Genomic DNA, 15,721 nt, shown 5'->3' on the forward strand with positions numbered 1-15,721 from the left:
TCGAATGGAAATGAAGGTAAGCGAGCAGTTGGCCGCACTGTGGCATAAAGTGAAGAAGGGCGGCTTTCTGGTGCCGGGAATGCTGCTGCAAACCGCAGCCGGAGGAATGATCCTGCCCCTAATAACGAATTTTGCCGTAAACCGGCTGGGCCTGTCCCACTCCGGGGTTTCGCTTGCGCTGGTAGTCGGCGGGACGGCCGCTGTCCTGCTTATGGTGCCGATGGGCAGATTATTCGATTATTTAGGCGGCAAATGGTTCCTGGTGCTGGGCTTCGCCGTATTCTCAGCCTCGCTGTTCCTGCTGACCGCCGCCGCTTCATTTGCCGGTGTCCTCGTTCTGGCGATCTTGATGGGCTGCGCCTATGCCACCCTGCTCCCTTCCTGGAACGCGCTGATGGCGCGGTATATCCCCGAAAGCTCGGTGGGGATGAGCTGGGGCCTGCTGTTCTCCGTTGAAGGCCTCGGCGCCGTGATCGGCCCTGTAATTGGCGGCTGGCTGGCAAGCGGCGGCAATGAAAGCATCCCGTTCAAGGTGAGCGCGTGCATATTCGGACTGATCAGTGTCATCTATCTGCTGTCTCCGAGCGAAATGTTCGCCCATCCGGAGCGCGGAGCCAAACTTCAGCAGGAATCCATCTAGTATACCGGCTTGACGCAAGCCGGGAGAGCCTGGCCCAAAGCCCGGATGCTCCCGGTTTTTGACTATATCCCCCCTTTGGGTTGGGCAATTCATTTACGCCTTGCCATTTCCATGTTATGTTATTTCTATTGATTTTTTTAGACGATTGACGGGGGGATCATATGATACGCAAACTGAACGAACAGGACCGTGCGGGCTTGCTTGCTTTTTTGGGACAAGATCCGGCGCTCAATTTATTTCTGATTTCGGATGTGGAGAATTTTGGCTTTGACCGGGAGTTTCAGGAGGTTTGGGGCGAATTTGAACCGGAGTCCGGGCAATTAAAGGCGGTTCTGCTGCGTTATGAAACCAATTATTTGCCCTATGCGGCGGTACCGTTCGATGTACAGGGATTTGCCGACATCATGAAGCAGGACGAGAGGATGAAAATGCTGTCCGGATCAACGTCCATAGCGGCGCAGTTCGGCCCGTACATCAGCTTCCGGAAGGAGAAAAGCATGCATTTTGCCGAGCTGAAAGAGCTGGCCGGTGAACCTGGCGCGCAAGCCCTTGCGGAGACTCCGGCTAAACTGGCGACTCTGCGGGATGTGGAGTCCATATGTACGCTTATGGACGGAATCGACGAGTTCGAGGAGAACCCGGACAGCATGCGGTCAGGCATGCGCAGGGCGCTGGAGACCGGAACGGGGCGTACCTGTTTTGTGGAGCGGGACGGGCGTACTGTGGCCGCCGCTTCCAGTACAGCGGAGAATTCGATGTCCGCCATGATCGTGGGTGTCGCCACGCATCCGGATTACCGGGGACAGGGGCTGGCAACCCTGATTGTAACGAAGCTGTGCTCCGATCTGACGAAGGAAGGGAAGTCGCTCTGCCTGTTTTACAATAATCCGGACGCGGCCTCCATCTACAAACGTATCGGCTTCCGGGATATCGGCGACTGGTCAATGATGTACACATAGCGAGCCAGGCAGGGGAATACTAAAAATTGGCAAGAGGGCGAATGCCCTCTTTTTTGATACAAAAAGCCGCTGACCGCCGTCTTATATATAGCTGCAGCTAATTAAGGAGGCTTCACAACATGGAAATTCCGGAATCCGAACGTTTTCGATCGATATTTTATGAGCACTACCCTGCTGTCCGGCGCAAATTGATCGCTCTTGTCCGCGATGAGTCGGCAGCCGAGGATTTGGCCCAGGACGTATTCCTGCGGTTATACCGAAATCCCCCGGATGATCCGGCGGCGCTCGGAGCTTGGCTTCACCGTGTGCTTACCCGGATCGGATATGATTTTCTGGAGAATCAAGCAAGGCAACGGCGGCTGCAGAGCAAGCAGGAGCTGATGTATGGCGCGGAGGCATCGCCGCCTTCGGGTGAGGAGTTGACTCTGCGCAAGCTGGATCAGGAGGATGTGCGGGAATGGCTGGAGAAGCTGCCCGAGCGTGACAGACAGGCTCTTCTCCTGCGCTATTCCGGCTACAGTTATGCGGAGATCGCAGGCGAGCTTGGCGTCAAGCCTCCGGTTGTAGGCACGCTGCTGCAACGGGCTACGCAAAAGCTCAGGACAACCGCGTCGAAATCGATAATGAAAATGGATTGACAGTTTATTCCAAAGGAGGGCATTGCTTAATGACTAATTATTCAGCAGACCGCGATACAAATAAGCCAAGAACAGACGAGGCATGGGCAAGGTTTCAGGAGACGGTTGCGGGTGAGCCGATCAATCCTAAATGGATGGAATGGGACCAAAAGGCGGAAGCGGCAAAATCCGAAGCGCTGGAACAAGAGGGAGAACTCTCCGGTACAGATTACCGCAAAGCCGGGGAGCCGGGGCATACGGAATTGCACAGCCCAGTTTCCGGCAGCGGCGGAGATAGAATCCGTTCACGCCGGCCGAGGATGAACCGCCGCCGCAAATGGGCGATAGCGGCCGCCGGTATGGCCTTGATTGCCACTGTTCTCGCCACCCCTGTAGGCAATACGGCGATGGCCGCCATCCTCAATCAGTTCCGTATGCAGTCGGTAACGGCCGTGAGTGAGAGCGATCTGCGCGGCATGTTCAATTCAATTAGCGAGAGCGGCATCATGAACGAGACAATCAACAAATTTGGCTCCTTTTCCGGTTCTTCGGGCACAGTCAGCGGAATGATCAAGCCGGAGCAACTCAAGGACAAGCTCGGGTATGCGCCGTTAAGCGGGGCTTTGTCCAAAGGCACCTCTCAGCTCAGAGTATCTGCTTCCCAGGAAGTGACGCTTAATCTTAATGTAGATGAGATCAATAAAGTAATGATGCGGCTCGGAGCCACGCAGCTGCTGCCGGAATCGGTTGACGGCAAGCCGATTACATTGCGCATCCCGGAGATCGTGAACTATGAACTGTCCGAAGGCAACACCCACTGGGCCAACCTGCTGCAGATGAATACTCCCGTGTTAACCGTTGACCCTTCGATTAAGGTCGAAGAAGCATTGGAGGCCATTATCAACTTCCCGCTGCTGCCGGATTCTTTGAAATCGAGCCTCAAGCAAAGCAGTATTTTAGCCGGTGAAATTCCGGTGCCGGTTATATCATCAGACAATGCCGAGCAAATTACCGTAAAGGGTACGAACGTTCTGGTGAATCGCCACGAATACGGTCAGGATGCGGCTTATGATGCCGTTTGGGTACATGACGGACAATTGTTTCAGTTATCCGGCGGAAATTTATATACAAGCAAAGAGGAACTAGTTGCAAAAGTGCAGGAGTTGATCCAATGATGAGTGTGCCGGCGATAGAGACGTTGGCGCTGACCAAACAGTACGATAATGGCCGCGGCTGCCGGGATGTAAGCATTACTGTCGGGAAAGGGGAAGCCTTCGGCTTCCTCGGACCCAACGGCGCCGGCAAAAGCACCTTTGTCAAAATGCTGGTCGGGCTGATTACTCCCTCAAGCGGCAGCGCCGCTCTGCTCGGATGCAAGATCGGCTCGCTTGCGGCGAAGTCGCTGATCGGCTATTTACCGGAATTGTACCGATACCAGGAATGGATGACCGGAGAAGAGGTTGTGGAGCTTCATGCGCGGCTATGCCGTATGGAGCGTTCGGTGGCAGCCAAGCGGGTTCGGGAGCTTCTTGATGAAGTAGGACTCGGACAACGTGGAAGGGACAGGGTCAAGCATTACTCCAAAGGGATGCAGCAGCGGCTTGGACTGGCCTGCGCGCTGGTCAATGATCCCGAGATTATTTTTCTGGACGAGCCGTCTTCGGCGCTGGACCCGATCGGACGCAGGGAGGTCCGCAATATTCTGGAGAAGCTGAAGGAGCGCGGCAAAACCATCTTTCTCAACTCTCATCTACTGGAGGAGGTTGAGCTGCTGTGCGACCGGATGGCGCTATTGAATAACGGTGTTATCCTGCGGCACGGCAGTGTGTCCGAGGTGCTTCGCAAACAAACGAAGTGGCTTTTTAAAGTGGGCGGATACACGCCTTTTTTGCGTTCCTGGCTGAATGAACGGACGGGGCTGAACATCAGGCTGTCTGCCCGCCAGGAGCTATCTTCCCCTCCACGGCATAATTTCGGAGACCAGCTTCCGTCCGGGCCGTCGCCGGATGAAAGCATAGTATGGCTGGAGGCGGAGCTGGACAGCGAGGAGCAGGCGGGCTGGTTGAATGCGCTCATTGTGGAGCAGGGGATGACGCTTTATGAAGTGTCGCAGGAACAAGAACGTCTGGAAGAGTGGTTCGTGAATACCGTATCCGGACTTGACCACAGAGGTGAACAGGGATGAGGATTATTTGGAGCATAACCTGGAAAGAAATGCTGCGCAAAAAAGTGCTGCTGCTGACTCTGCTCATGACCGCGGCATTTCTGGCAGGCTTCTGGTTTCTGGCAAGAGCATTCGGGGAGCAAGGGTTGGCGCAAGGGATGGGTGAAAGCGGGGAGGTATTGATCGCCCGATTTGCAAACGGCGCTATTATCGTGACGATTGGTCTTATGTTCGGGTCGTTTGTACTTGCGTTCCTGGCGATTTTCACCTCCTTCTCGGCAATCGCGGGGGAGGCGGAGACGGGCATCCTTCAGGCGGTGCTTTCCCGGCCGCTTCCACGCTGGAAATGGTATGCCGGACGATGGCTGGGATATGTGACTCTGGGAACCGCATACGCCCTGCTGCTGTTTGTTTCCATTCTGCTTATTACCAGGACGCATGCGGCGATTCCGTTAGATCCGGCTGCCTGGATCAAATCCTTCCTGCTGTTCTCCCTGGCCGTCCCGCTGCTTGTGAGCGTGTCCATGCTTGGGTCCGGACTGTTCTCGGCCATTGGAAACGGGGTGTTCATGACCATTCTATACGGGACCAGCTGGCTGGGAGGAATGATTGAACGAATCGGCTCCGGCTTCAGCAGGGATGCGGCTGTGATGGAATCGCTGAACCGCCTGACCGGAGTCATATCGCTGGTCATACCTGCGGACGGTCTGCAGCGCAAAGCAATTGCCGAGTTATTCAGCTTTGACGAATTGAGCGGAATGGTTCCTTTCGACGTCTCTTCATCCGGAGTCAACAATTTTTCCTCGGTACCATCAAATTCCTTTGTTGTATATGCCATCATGTACACCGCTGTATTTTTTGCAATGGGTATTCGGCGTTTTAAGTCCAGGGATTTATAAGCACGGGCGCCCCGATTAGAAAGAAGGATGGCAGAGACGCACACGCGCCTCTGCTCAGGCCGTCGGCATTCTATATGCTGATGGCTCTTTTATGCCTTAATCAAGTATAATGAACTGTAGTCGGATAATGCGCAGGTACGGAAAATTTATATTGGGAAAGGGCGGCGGCATGGACAAGAATACAGTTTATAAAACAAACAGCTTCTATTGGGATACAAAAGGAAATGACTTTTTGGGAGCAATCGTGCTTCCTTTTTACGGAGCATTTGTCTCAGAAGAAAAATGCCAACTTTTTGGTGATGTCTCAGGAAAAAAGATGCTGGAGATAGGCTGTGGGAACGGTCATTCCTTGCAGTATCAAGGGGAGCGCAACGCATCTGAACTATGGGGTATCGATATATCAGAAAAACAAATCGAAAAGGCAACGCAACATTTGACGTCGTGCGGCCTTTCAGCAAAATTGATCTGTTCTCCCATGGAAGAAGAATGCGGCGTACCAGAGGATTATTTTGACTTTGTTTATTCGATTTATGCCATAGGCTGGACCACCGACCTTGAGGGTACTTTTTGCCGGATCGCTTCTTACCTGAAAAAAGACGGCGTACTTATTTTCAGTTGGTCTCATCCTATACACAAATGTGTTGTTGCAGAAAATAATATGCTTGCTTTTAACAAGTGTTATTTCGATGAATCTTGGTATTCGGTATCTCTTGATTTAGCCGGAGAAGGTGCGCTAACATTGTCGGACCGTAAACTCTCCACCTATGTGAATGCGCTCTCAAAATCGGGATTTGTCATTGAGCAAATGATTGAGCAATCTGATGATGAAATTATGCAATCGAGGGACGATAACAGCGATTTTGCAAGAAAAGCAAAGATGCTTCCTTTAACTTTTGTAATCAAGGCAAGAAAACTGTAAGAGTACAGTATAAGCATTGTCCGCGCATTATACATAACCTCGGCGACCATGGCTGGTATGATAAACGGTTTATGTACGAGGAACTGGACAGCCTGCGAATTTACAGTGGCTGATGTCGCGGCAATGAGATAAAGTATCTACAAGAGACGATTTAGATGACGAGGAGGGGGAGAAACATGGGCTGCGGTGGCATAACACTGGAACATCGGCATGTGGGCGTGATGTGGAAGACGGTTTCGGAGGACTGCAACCTGGCCTGCGATTACTGCTATTACAGCACATGCGGCGGCAAGCCGGGTCCCAAGATCAACCGGATTGATCCCGCCATTCTGGAGAAATTCATTAAGGAATATATGGGGCGGTCACAGGGGGCGGCTTCCTTTGCCTGGCAGGGAGGAGAGCCGCTGCTGGCAGGTCTGGAATTCTTCGAGGAGGTTGTATCGCTAGAGGCCCGCTATGCTCCGAAGGGAACGAGCATCGGCAATTCCATTCAGACGAACGGCACCTTGATTAATGACCGCTGGGCGGCTTTTTTTAAAAAATACAATTTTCTGGTCGGTGTAAGTCTGGACGGGCCTCAAGACATTCATGATGCGCGGCGGGTGGATTCGCTCGGGCAAGGCAGCTTTCACCGGGTCATGAAGGGAATCGGGCATTTACGGCAGCATAACGTGGATTTCAATATATTGTCTGTTATTCACAAAGGCAACGTCGGACAGGCCGCCGAGATCATGGCTTTCTTTGAACAAGAAGGCTTCATCTACGTCCAGTTCATTCCTTGCATGGATTTCCGTTCCCAGGAGCCGGACAAGCCGGGCGTCTACGATATTACGCCTGCGGAATACGGCCGGTTTCTGCGCGAAGCCTTCGATTATTGGTATAACGGAGGGAACCCGCGGGTTTCTGTGCGGTTTTTCGACAATATGCTGGCCGGTTATACCGGCCGCGAGGCGGAGCTGTGCATTCATCGGGCCGCGTGCCCGACCACGATCATTCTGGAGCAGAACGGAGACGCCTACCCTTGCGACTTTTTCATTTCACCGGAATGGAAAATCGGCAATGTCGCGACGCATTCCATTGAGGACATCCTGAAGCATCCTTTGTACGACCGTTTTCTCGGGATGAAGCCTGAGCTCCCCGAGGGATGCCGGAGCTGCGAGTGGAAACGTCTCTGTCATGGCGGTTGCCCGCGCAACCGGGAATGGGGAGCGGAACTTGAGGCCAGGGGCAGAGATTATTTTTGCGCCAGCTACAAGGAGATTTATGCGTATGCGGACGAGCGGATGAAGCAGCTTGGAGACAGCGTCAGAAGCAACCTGTTCCGCCAGAACGTGCAGGTTCACTTCAAAGGAAAGCTCCCGGGCCGAAACGACCCTTGCGCCTGCGGCAGCGGCAAGAAATACAAGCAATGCTGCCTGGGACTCGTCACGGTCTGACCTCCTGGCATGCGCATTCCCCGAAGACCGAAAGTGACAAAACTTATGGATAATACAAGATTTCAGAATTAAAATCAGAGGAATTCCATATATTGCAACCAGGTGCCCTTGCGATGATCAAGGGGTAACAGGGAATCGGGTGTAAATCCCGAGCGGTCCCGCCGCTGTAACCGGGGAGCCTCCTTCTTTACATGTCACTCAGCAGCAAGTCCGGGGAAGACAGAAGACAGGCGATGATCCGGAAGCCAGAAGACCTACCTGGATTTGTACACCCAATATGCCTTCGGAGAAAAGGAGTGGTGACGAAACGTGAACTCGCAATTTAGCTCTGCTTAACTTGTCGTTTATATACGTTCCCATTGGCAAGTCCCGAATCTGCCCAGGCGGCCCGGGGCTTTTTTGCGTAAAAAAACGATGAAGAAAGAGGGAAGCGTCAATGTCAACGATATCGCTTGTACTGCTTGTTTTTGTGCTGGGTCTTCGCCATGGGTTGGATGCGGATCATTTAGCTTTTATTGACGGACAAACCCGTTACAATTGGCGAATGGGCAGCCCGATTACCCGCTGGGTAGGCACGTTGTTTTCATTTGGCCATGGAGCGGTTGTCGCTTGCATCGCGACTGTTCTCGGAATGTTTATGGAGAATTTTAAATTTCCGGTGTACTTTGACACCTTCGCAACCTGGATATCCATTCTATCCCTTTTCACCATTGGAACAATGAATATGTATTATTTAATGCGCTCCAGGCTTAAAGATGAGGAATTTCAACTGAAGGGGATCAAAGGGAAGCTGGTTGCGAACGTTTCGCGGGGAACCACCAATCCACTCTTGATTATTTTAGTGGGAGGCGTCTTTGCCCTGGCCGCCGAGACCATTAGTCAAACGTCCGTCTGGGCGCTTGCCGCTGGCAGCTCATACCGGTACATGCCTTTAATTTTGGGTGTTATTTTTATGCTGGGAATGATGGTCACCGATACCATTGATTCGCTCATTGCGTATAAAATGATTAGCCAATCAAGCAGCCTGGGGCAATCGGCGTCGAAAATCATTGGATGGGTGATTGTTACGCTCGCCTATGGCGTTTCTTTCTATCAGGCATTTACATACTTTAATCCTTGGGCAGAGCTGGATTTCGAAATCGTAGGGATTATGATTTTCTTGTTCCTGCTTCTATGCTTTGCCCTTGTCCATGTCCGGGCGAAGTCACGGACGGTTCGCTGATCGAACTTATTACGGAGGTTCCTCAGAAGTGAGGAGCCTCCATTTTGCGTTCAGGGACATTTTGGGGTATACCCTTGATAATTGTTGAACGATTTCCTTGAGTTGGGTAATATCAAGAATGTCGGGGGGACTGTTCAAGCAGATTAAGGAGTAAGCGGTAGACCGAAAGGAGAGGTGACCCTGTTTCGTTTAAAAGAGGTAAGCGCCAAGGGTGTATTGTCCATCCCAGAGTTAACGATACCGGCCAACAAAGTAACCTGCATTGTGGGAGAGAGCGGCAGCGGAAAGACCACCTTGCTCCGGTTGTTGAACCAGTTGGACAGCCCGGATCATGGCGAGATTTGGTTCGATCAACGGCCTTCAAATGAAATTGATCCGATTGAATGGAGACGTCATGCGGTGATGGTGCCACAAGCTCCCATCCTGTTCAAAGGGACGATCAAGGATAACCTTCAGATCGGCTTATCTTTTGCCGGCAAGCCTGAAGCTTCGGATGAACAATTGGCGGAGGCGCTGCGCCTCGTCTGCCTGGAGAAAGACCTGGAGCAAGATGCCGCGAATCTCTCCGGAGGGGAACAGCAGCGGCTCGCCCTCGCAAGGGCTATAGTGATGAATCCGGCGGCATTGCTGCTGGATGAGCCGACTTCAGCGCTCGATGAGGACACTGCGGATATGGTCATGCAGCGATTGACAGCATTCGTTCGTAAGCGGGGCATGACTGTGGTTATGATTACGCATTCCCGCCACATTGCAGATACATACGCCGATTCGGTTATTGAAATGAAAAATGGAGTGCCTCAAGGGAACGGGAGGGATGTACAGTGAATGGAACCATTGATTTATTATTCTGGCAGCTGGCCGCCGCTTATCTGTTCGTGCTTGTGCTGATTGTGATCGTTCGAATGAAAGGCATTCCCCGCGAAAAAGAAATATTCATCGCTGCGGTCCGAATGACCCTTCAGCTCATTCTTGTAGGATACCTGCTGGTATACGTATTTGGGCATGCTCATCCGGCGTATACTTTGCTGCTTGTCGCTATCATGCTTGCTTTCTCCATTCGGACGGTTATCAAGCGGGCCAAAGGAAAGCTGTCCTTCGCCATGAAGCGGTGCATTGCCCTTTCCATGACTTCCGGCATTTTGGTCAGCCTTGTCTATTTTATAGTCATCGTCCTGCGGCTCGTCCCTTGGTACGAACCACGGTATGTCATTCCGATAGCCGGGATGATCGTCGGCAATTCGATGACAGGGGTTGCGTTAGGCGTAAATTCACTGATCGAAGGCATGCACGGTCAAAAGAACAAGGTAGAGGGAGCGCTCATGCTTGGAGCAACGCCGCGCATAGCGGCTCGGGATATTGTCAATCAGGCCTTCGATGCCGCTATGCTCCCCACCATTAATTCGATGGTCGGCATGGGCATCGTCTTCTTGCCCGGAATGATGACGGGACAAATTTTGTCCGGGACATCGCCCATCGTAGCTGTGGAATACCAGATTGCCATCATGCTGGGTATTGTCGGAAGCGTCTCGTTATCCGTGATCCTGTTCGTACAGCTCGGCTATCGGACGTTCTTTAACCGCCGCAGCCAGCTTGAACTTCAGAACATAGACAAGCAGAAACACAGAACGGCCAAGGCCGAATAGTATGAAGGATAACCACAATCCGTGGTTCCCGTATGCGGGAACGAACACAAGCAGGCTCAGTGCATAGACAGTGAGGGAGAGCAGCATGGAATTGCGAATCGGCGCCGTCTCCGTAAGTCCTGTGAATACCCCATAGAATACCAGGCCGAAGCCGGTGACTAACGGGAACAGAAGCAGCCATCCTCCATGCTGCATAGCAATCTGCTTAATACTGTCATTATCCGTAAACAAAGAGATGATATGTTCTGTACTGAGAAGGTACGCTCCCGCCAGTCCTATTGAGGCAATGCCTCCCCAAATCCAGGAGAGGTATAATGTCCTCTTCAGCAGCATGCAGTTCCCCGAGCCGCGTGCTTGTCCAGCATAAATACTGCTTGCATTGGCTAAGCCATCGAAGCAATAGGCCATAAGGTAATGAATCTGTAGCAGTATAGTATTGGCGGCCAGAATCCGGGTTCCAAATGCAGTGCTCGATGCCGTAAACAGGTTAAACATCGCCAGCAGGCATACGGTCCGCACAAATAAATCGCCGTTAGTGCGGAACATCCTGCGGATATCGCTACGCTTAAACGAGTCTGTCCAGCGCAAGTCGGACAGATTCATATAAGGAGAGCGCAGCGCGAGAATTACACCGAGAAGGAAGGCAAGACCCTCAGCCAGCACGGCAGCTCCTGCCACGCCGGCTACGCCCCAGTGAAGGCCCTGTACGAACAGCAGGGAAAACGCAATATTCAGCACATTCGTTGAAAGCTGCATAGTAAGCGTATATTTTATATGCGACATTCCCATCAGCCAACCAAGAAGCGCATAATTTAGCAGCGTCAGCGGTGCTCCAAGGATCCGGATTTCAAAATATACCCTGGCCCATCTAGCCACATCCGGTTCAGGTCTCATCAGTGATAAAGCGGACTGAAGAATCGGCTCCTTCAGCGCAATCATCGCCACACCCATCAGACCTGCCACAACCAGCGGACGGATCAGCTCGGACATCCCTCCGGATATGTCTCCGCTTCCGCGCGCCTGAGCCGCGAAGCCGGAGGTGCTGACTCGCAGAAAGCCAAACAGCCAAAACAGCGTATTAAGTATGAGTATGGCAATAGCCGTTCCACCCAGGAGCGACGGATCGAATAAATGACCCACCACCGCAGTATCTACGGCTCCAAGCAGCGGTGTCGTGAGGCTGGAAATCATTAATGGGATGCCTAGCATCAGGTATGCGCGGTGACTCGGTCGATCCATGAGCTCGCTCATCCGGAGAACACCTCCAGGAGCAGCTTCGTATAGTGGTGCCGCTGCTCATCAAAGATCCGGGATTTGCTGAATTCATCCAGGATATGACCGGACCGCATCACCATAATGCGGTCACTCATGAAATGGACGGCAGCCAGATCATGCGAGATGAAGAGATAGGATAAGCTGAGCGTCTCCTGCAAATCTTTAAGCAGATTAAGGATCACCGATTGTGTCGTCACGTCCAGGCTCGCCGTCGGCTCGTCCAGTACGATAAACGCAGGCTCCGTACTGATGGCCCTGGCTATCATGATCCGTTGCTTCTCGCCGCCGCTAAGCTCATGCGGGTGCTTGAACAGAGCATCGGCGGACAATCCCACCGTTGCCAGAAGCGCCTCGGCTACTTCGAGCCGTCTTGCCGGACGTTCTCCGGCCAGGAATGAAGGGACGAAGCCCTTGCGCTCATCCAGCGGCTCCATCAATGAATCCAGAATCGGAAGGCGCGGGTTCAAGGCTGACGCAGGGTTCTGAAAGACAGCGCTCATCCGTGAACGGGCTTCCCGAAGCTCTCTGTTCCCCATGCCGCTGAGCCGCAGGCCGTCAAAATATATCTCTCCGCTCTGCCAGCCTGTCAGAGTCAATAGACAGCGCGCCAGAGTGCTCTTGCCGCACCCGCTCTCGCCAACGACTCCCAGACATTCCCCTTCTGTCAGATGAAATGAGATGCTATGCAGTACCGGGTGAGCATCGGTATAGGATTTATGCAAATTGACTACATTGATGATATTGTTCGCTCGCGCTTCCGTCATTTCAGGGCTCCTTCCTTAAGCCGTCGGCTCAAAGGCATCTGGCCGAGCCGCTCGGGAGCATCCGGCGACAAGGGCGGGATTGCTGCAATCAGCCGCTTCGTATAAGGGTGGGAAGGGGTGTATAGCACCTCGTCCTTGGTTCCCTGCTCCACAAGCTCCCCTCTGCACATTACGGCAACACGGTCCGCATATTTCCGAACATGTCTGAGGTCGTGAGTGATCCATAGCACAGAGGTATTCATTCGTTCCTTAGCCGCAGCAATAAGCTTCAGCACCCTCTGTGCAGTCAGGCTGTCAAGCGCGGTCGTCGGCTCATCCGCAATAATGAGTGCGGGATGAAGCATGAGGGCGGAAGCAATGGTTGCCCGTTGCAATTGACCGCCGCTTAACTGGAAAGGGTAGCTTCTGTATACACGGTCGCCGGGGAGATTCACGCGCTCCAGCGCTTCGATACCCAGCGCCCGTCGGGCATGGCGGTCAAGATCGGTATGCGTGGACAGCAGTTCATCAAGCTGCTTCCCTATCGTTATAAACGGGGTGAACGCCCCTTGATAATCCTGAAAAATATAACGAATTTCCAGGCCGAGTAACTTCCGTCTCCGGGCGGGGGGCAGGTTCGTCAGATCGGTTCCTTTCCAGTTAAGGGTTCCTCTGTAACTAATCCCTCTTGGCAGCAGTCCTCCGATGGAGGCAGCGGCAAGAGTCTTGCCGCTGCCGCTTTCACCGGCAAGCGCCAGCCATTCCCCGGCTCTCAGCTCCAGATTGAGGCCGTTAACCAGCAATTGGCTTCCGGAAGATATGGTAAGATTCTGAATGGTCAGCATAGGTTCACGCTCTCTCTTTGTTTCTAACATCATACTTGTCTCTAAGACGGTCGCCTGCAATATTGGCGAGCAGCACTGTAAGCATGATTGCCAGGCCGGGGACAAGCATAAGATGGGGGGCCGTATGATAATACAGGCGGCCTTCATTCAGCATGGAGCCCCATTCAGCGGCAGGAGGCTGCGGTCCCAGTCCGATATAGGAGAGGGAGGCGATCATCAGAATGATTTTACCCAGGTCCAGCGCTGCCAGCACCAGCACATTTCCCCAGGTATGCGGAAGAATATGCTTAATAACGATCCGATGGGGAGAAACACCGCTCAAGGTGGCGAGGGCAATATATTCCTTTTGTTTCTCCAGAAGGACTATACTTCGCGCCAGCCGGGCATAGCTGACCCATTTCACCGCAATTACAGCAGACAACAGATTAATAAGCCCCGGGCCGAGCAATCCGCTCAGTACGATAGCAAATATATAATCAGGCAGGGTCATGAAGGCATCTACAGCTCTCTTGAATACCCGGTCGCAAAGACCGCCGAGATATCCTGAAAGCAAGCCTAGCGGAACGCCAATCAGCATGGAGCAGGCGAGAATGAGCAAGCTTGTCCCGAGGGTTGTCCGAATGCCCGATATGATTCTGGAGAGCAGATCCCGTCCCAAATGATCGGTTCCGAGCCAGTGGCCGGCGCCCGGCGCCTTCAGTCGCTCTCCTATGGCTACATTATAAGGATCGTAAGGCGCCAGCGCTGGCGCAGCCATGATGAGAGCAAGCACAGACATGGCAAGAAGTATGGGCGCAACGCTTGCAGGCCTTTGTAATTTCCTCCCGGCTTGCAGATCATGCTTCGTGATAATTCTCATCCAATTTCCTTCCCCTTCGAAGCAATTTCAGGATTGATCCAGCGATAGGACATCTCTACAAGAACATTAATGCTTACTATAAATACGCTCATGAACAGTATATAGCCCTGAATTACCGGGTAATCCCGCGCGGCAATCGCATCCACAATCCATTTTCCTATCCCCGGGTAAGCGAACAACACTTCGATAACCACAGTACCTCCGAGCAGACTGCCCATGCTTCCGCTGAAGACCGTAATCAGCGGTACAAGGCTGTGGCGGAAGGTATGGAACAAGAAGACCCGCGCCGGATGAAGCCCTCTGGCTCTGGCGGAGGCAACGAAGTCCTGACTGGCACTTTCAATCAGACTGGAACGGATCAGTCTTACGTAGACCGCAGACATCGCCAGCCCCAGGGTTAGCGACGGGAGGATCAAATGCAGTATACTCCCTTCACCCATTGGCGGCAGCATACGCAGACGGACCGCGAAGAGCTGGATAAGCAGAAGACCCAGCCAGAAGCTTGGAAGGGATGAGCCGATTAAGGAGATCGTCCGGCTAAGCCTGTCAATCCAGCGATCGCGGTATAAGGCAGACAGTGTACCCAGCGGCATGGCTATCAGGAGCATGACGATGAGCGACCCTCCGGTAAGCGATAGCGTATAGGGCAGCTTCCCGGCGAATTCAGTGAAGACGGATCTATGCGTAATGAGTGAATGTCCCAGGTCCAATTGTACAAGCTGCTTCAGCCATATGCCGTACTGCACAATCAGAGGTTTGTTTAGTCCGAGCTGATCGCGCATTGCCTCCAGTTGTTCGTTTGAAACAGCTACATCATCCACCCGGAGAATGCTCCGGACAGGATCGCCCGGAACTAGCTTCAAGAGACAGAAGCTGACTACAGACATCAGCAGGAAGAACAACAGCAGCTCCAGCAGTTTTTTGCCGATAGAACGCAGCATATTATTCAATATCCAAATCTTTAGTCAATAGATAGTATTCACTTTTACTGGTTACCCAGTTCTTCACATGATTGCTGTACACGACAAAATGATTGGGATGAATAATATAGGAGTTCAACACATGCTTGTCAATATAGCCAACCGCTTCCTGGGCAATCGCATTCCGTTCACCTTCTGAAATGGCCGCATTCAGCTTGCCAATCAGAACTTCCAGCTCAGGTTGATGGACATGCGCATAATTGAGCGCTCCTTCAGGAGTATAGGCGGCATTCAGAAAATAGCTTGCATCTCCGCGCGGAGCGGTAATGCTGCTGTAGACGGCCAGATCCCAATCGTTATTTGCGGCCAAATACTCGTCAATATTATCCACCAGACGTATGTCAACCGTGATTCCAAGCTCCCTTGCATTAGCCTGGATCAACTGGGCAATCAGCGGCAGTTCAGCTCTGGCTTGGTAAGTCAGCAACCGGAAGGCCAAGGGTTGGCCGTCTTGAAGCACCCGGCCATTATCAACCTGATAGCCTGCGGCCGCAAACGACTGGCGGGGGGGGGGGGGGGG

17 protein-coding genes and 1 riboswitch are annotated in these 15,721 nt (G+C 52.7%); of the genes, 11 read left to right on the forward strand and 6 right to left on the reverse strand.

Translation table 11 applies throughout. The features are described from left to right. The 11 genes from L692_RS27855 to L692_RS31040 form a co-directional block, all read left to right on the forward strand. Positions 1 to 640 (forward strand): MFS transporter (locus L692_RS27855; RefSeq protein ID WP_156940316.1); only part of this gene is annotated, 640 nt, incomplete at its 5' end. A gap of 161 nt (positions 641 to 801) precedes the next feature. Further along, the gene (locus tag L692_RS0105770; protein ID WP_025698019.1) at positions 802 to 1,599 is read left to right on the forward strand and encodes a GNAT family N-acetyltransferase; all 798 of its coding nucleotides are present in this window, start codon (positions 802 to 804) and stop codon (positions 1,597 to 1,599) included. Between the two features lie 119 nt (positions 1,600 to 1,718). Next, a complete protein-coding gene (locus L692_RS0105775) occupies positions 1,719 to 2,237 on the forward strand; it encodes a sigma-70 family RNA polymerase sigma factor (RefSeq protein WP_025698021.1) in 519 nt (172 codons plus the stop codon). Positions 2,238 to 2,266: 29 nt separating this feature from the next. Continuing rightward, positions 2,267 to 3,391 (forward strand): hypothetical protein, encoded by a 1,125-nt coding sequence (locus L692_RS27860; protein ID WP_025698022.1) that lies wholly within the window; start codon positions 2,267 to 2,269, stop codon positions 3,389 to 3,391. Further along, a complete protein-coding gene (locus L692_RS0105785; RefSeq protein WP_025698023.1) occupies positions 3,391 to 4,401 on the forward strand; it encodes an ABC transporter ATP-binding protein in 1,011 nt (336 codons plus the stop codon). The genes L692_RS27860 and L692_RS0105785 overlap by 1 nt, the downstream gene beginning before the upstream one ends. Next, positions 4,398 to 5,279, forward strand: a complete 882-nt coding sequence (locus L692_RS0105790; protein WP_025698025.1) for an ABC transporter permease subunit — start codon at positions 4,398 to 4,400, stop codon at positions 5,277 to 5,279. The genes L692_RS0105785 and L692_RS0105790 overlap by 4 nt, the downstream gene beginning before the upstream one ends. A 169-nt stretch (positions 5,280 to 5,448) precedes the next feature. Then, positions 5,449 to 6,198 carry a class I SAM-dependent methyltransferase gene (locus L692_RS0105795; protein WP_156940317.1) on the forward strand — a complete coding sequence of 250 codons (750 nt, stop codon included), beginning with the start codon at positions 5,449 to 5,451 and terminating at the stop codon, positions 6,196 to 6,198. 176 nt (positions 6,199 to 6,374) lie between these two features. After that, positions 6,375 to 7,634 (forward strand): anaerobic sulfatase maturase, encoded by a 1,260-nt coding sequence (locus L692_RS0105800; protein WP_025698027.1) that lies wholly within the window; start codon positions 6,375 to 6,377, stop codon positions 7,632 to 7,634. Positions 7,635 to 7,717: 83 nt separating this feature from the next. Continuing rightward, positions 7,718 to 7,910, forward strand: a riboswitch (cobalamin riboswitch). 160 nt (positions 7,911 to 8,070) lie between these two features. Continuing rightward, entirely contained in the window at positions 8,071 to 8,856 is a 786-nt protein-coding gene (locus tag L692_RS27865) for a HoxN/HupN/NixA family nickel/cobalt transporter (RefSeq protein ID WP_036722173.1), read from the forward strand. A gap of 180 nt (positions 8,857 to 9,036) precedes the next feature. Then, positions 9,037 to 9,681: an ABC transporter ATP-binding protein gene (locus tag L692_RS0105810; protein ID WP_025698028.1), complete on the forward strand. Its 645-nt coding sequence runs from the start codon at positions 9,037 to 9,039 to the stop codon at positions 9,679 to 9,681. Beyond that, a complete protein-coding gene (locus L692_RS31040; protein ID WP_025698030.1) occupies positions 9,678 to 10,499 on the forward strand; it encodes an ABC transporter permease in 822 nt (273 codons plus the stop codon). Before L692_RS0105810 ends, L692_RS31040 begins: the two co-directional genes overlap by 4 nt. On the opposite strand, the gene L692_RS0105820 is transcribed toward L692_RS31040, so the two are convergent. The 6 genes from L692_RS0105820 to L692_RS0105845 form a co-directional block, all read right to left on the reverse strand. Continuing rightward, complete coding sequence (locus L692_RS0105820; protein ID WP_025698032.1) at positions 10,386 to 11,750, reverse strand: MATE family efflux transporter; 1,365 nt, start codon at positions 11,748 to 11,750, stop codon at positions 10,386 to 10,388. The two genes, L692_RS31040 and L692_RS0105820, sit on opposite strands and share 114 nt — an antisense overlap. Continuing rightward, entirely contained in the window at positions 11,747 to 12,538 is a 792-nt protein-coding gene (locus tag L692_RS0105825) for an ABC transporter ATP-binding protein (RefSeq protein WP_025698034.1), read from the reverse strand. The genes L692_RS0105820 and L692_RS0105825 overlap by 4 nt, the downstream gene beginning before the upstream one ends. After that, positions 12,535 to 13,362: an ABC transporter ATP-binding protein gene (locus tag L692_RS0105830; RefSeq protein ID WP_025698036.1), complete on the reverse strand. Its 828-nt coding sequence runs from the start codon at positions 13,360 to 13,362 to the stop codon at positions 12,535 to 12,537. Before L692_RS0105830 ends, L692_RS0105825 begins: the two co-directional genes overlap by 4 nt. A gap of 4 nt (positions 13,363 to 13,366) precedes the next feature. After that, on the reverse strand, positions 13,367 to 14,140 hold the full coding sequence (gene nikC, locus L692_RS0105835; RefSeq protein WP_232238732.1) for a nickel transporter permease: 774 nt from the start codon (positions 14,138 to 14,140) through the stop codon (positions 13,367 to 13,369). 77 nt (positions 14,141 to 14,217) lie between these two features. Beyond that, a complete protein-coding gene (gene nikB / locus L692_RS0105840) occupies positions 14,218 to 15,162 on the reverse strand; it encodes a nickel ABC transporter permease (protein WP_084463094.1) in 945 nt (314 codons plus the stop codon). 1 nt (position 15,163) lies between these two features. Then, positions 15,164 to 15,721, reverse strand: a 558-nt coding sequence (locus tag L692_RS0105845) for an ABC transporter substrate-binding protein (protein WP_025698042.1), incomplete at its 5' end; no start/stop codon positions are given.

Source organism: Paenibacillus forsythiae T98 (genome assembly GCF_000520735.1).
Taxonomy (GTDB): domain Bacteria; phylum Bacillota; class Bacilli; order Paenibacillales; family Paenibacillaceae; genus Paenibacillus_AQ; species Paenibacillus_AQ forsythiae.

Excerpts from the sequence above, each read along its gene's own strand:
- L692_RS0105800 (WP_025698027.1), top strand. The coding sequence starts at position 6,375 with ATGGGCTGCGGTGGCATAACACTGGAACATCGGCATGTGGGCGTGATG.
- L692_RS27860 (WP_025698022.1), top strand. The coding sequence starts at position 2,267 with ATGACTAATTATTCAGCAGACCGCGATACAAATAAGCCAAGAACAGAC.
- L692_RS0105790 (WP_025698025.1), top strand. The coding sequence starts at position 4,398 with ATGAGGATTATTTGGAGCATAACCTGGAAAGAAATGCTGCGCAAAAAA.
- L692_RS0105785 (WP_025698023.1), top strand. The coding sequence starts at position 3,391 with ATGAGTGTGCCGGCGATAGAGACGTTGGCGCTGACCAAACAGTACGAT.
- L692_RS0105830 (WP_025698036.1), bottom strand. The coding sequence starts at position 13,362 with ATGCTGACCATTCAGAATCTTACCATATCTTCCGGAAGCCAATTGCTG.
- L692_RS27865 (WP_036722173.1), top strand. The coding sequence starts at position 8,071 with ATGTCAACGATATCGCTTGTACTGCTTGTTTTTGTGCTGGGTCTTCGC.
- L692_RS0105825 (WP_025698034.1), bottom strand. The coding sequence starts at position 12,538 with ATGACGGAAGCGCGAGCGAACAATATCATCAATGTAGTCAATTTGCAT.
- L692_RS0105770 (WP_025698019.1), top strand. The coding sequence starts at position 802 with ATGATACGCAAACTGAACGAACAGGACCGTGCGGGCTTGCTTGCTTTT.
- L692_RS0105795 (WP_156940317.1), top strand. The coding sequence starts at position 5,449 with ATGGACAAGAATACAGTTTATAAAACAAACAGCTTCTATTGGGATACA.
- L692_RS0105775 (WP_025698021.1), top strand. The coding sequence starts at position 1,719 with ATGGAAATTCCGGAATCCGAACGTTTTCGATCGATATTTTATGAGCAC.
- nikC (WP_232238732.1), bottom strand. The coding sequence starts at position 14,140 with ATGTCTGTGCTTGCTCTCATCATGGCTGCGCCAGCGCTGGCGCCTTAC.
- L692_RS0105820 (WP_025698032.1), bottom strand. The coding sequence starts at position 11,750 with ATGAGCGAGCTCATGGATCGACCGAGTCACCGCGCATACCTGATGCTA.
- nikB (WP_084463094.1), bottom strand. The coding sequence starts at position 15,162 with ATGCTGCGTTCTATCGGCAAAAAACTGCTGGAGCTGCTGTTGTTCTTC.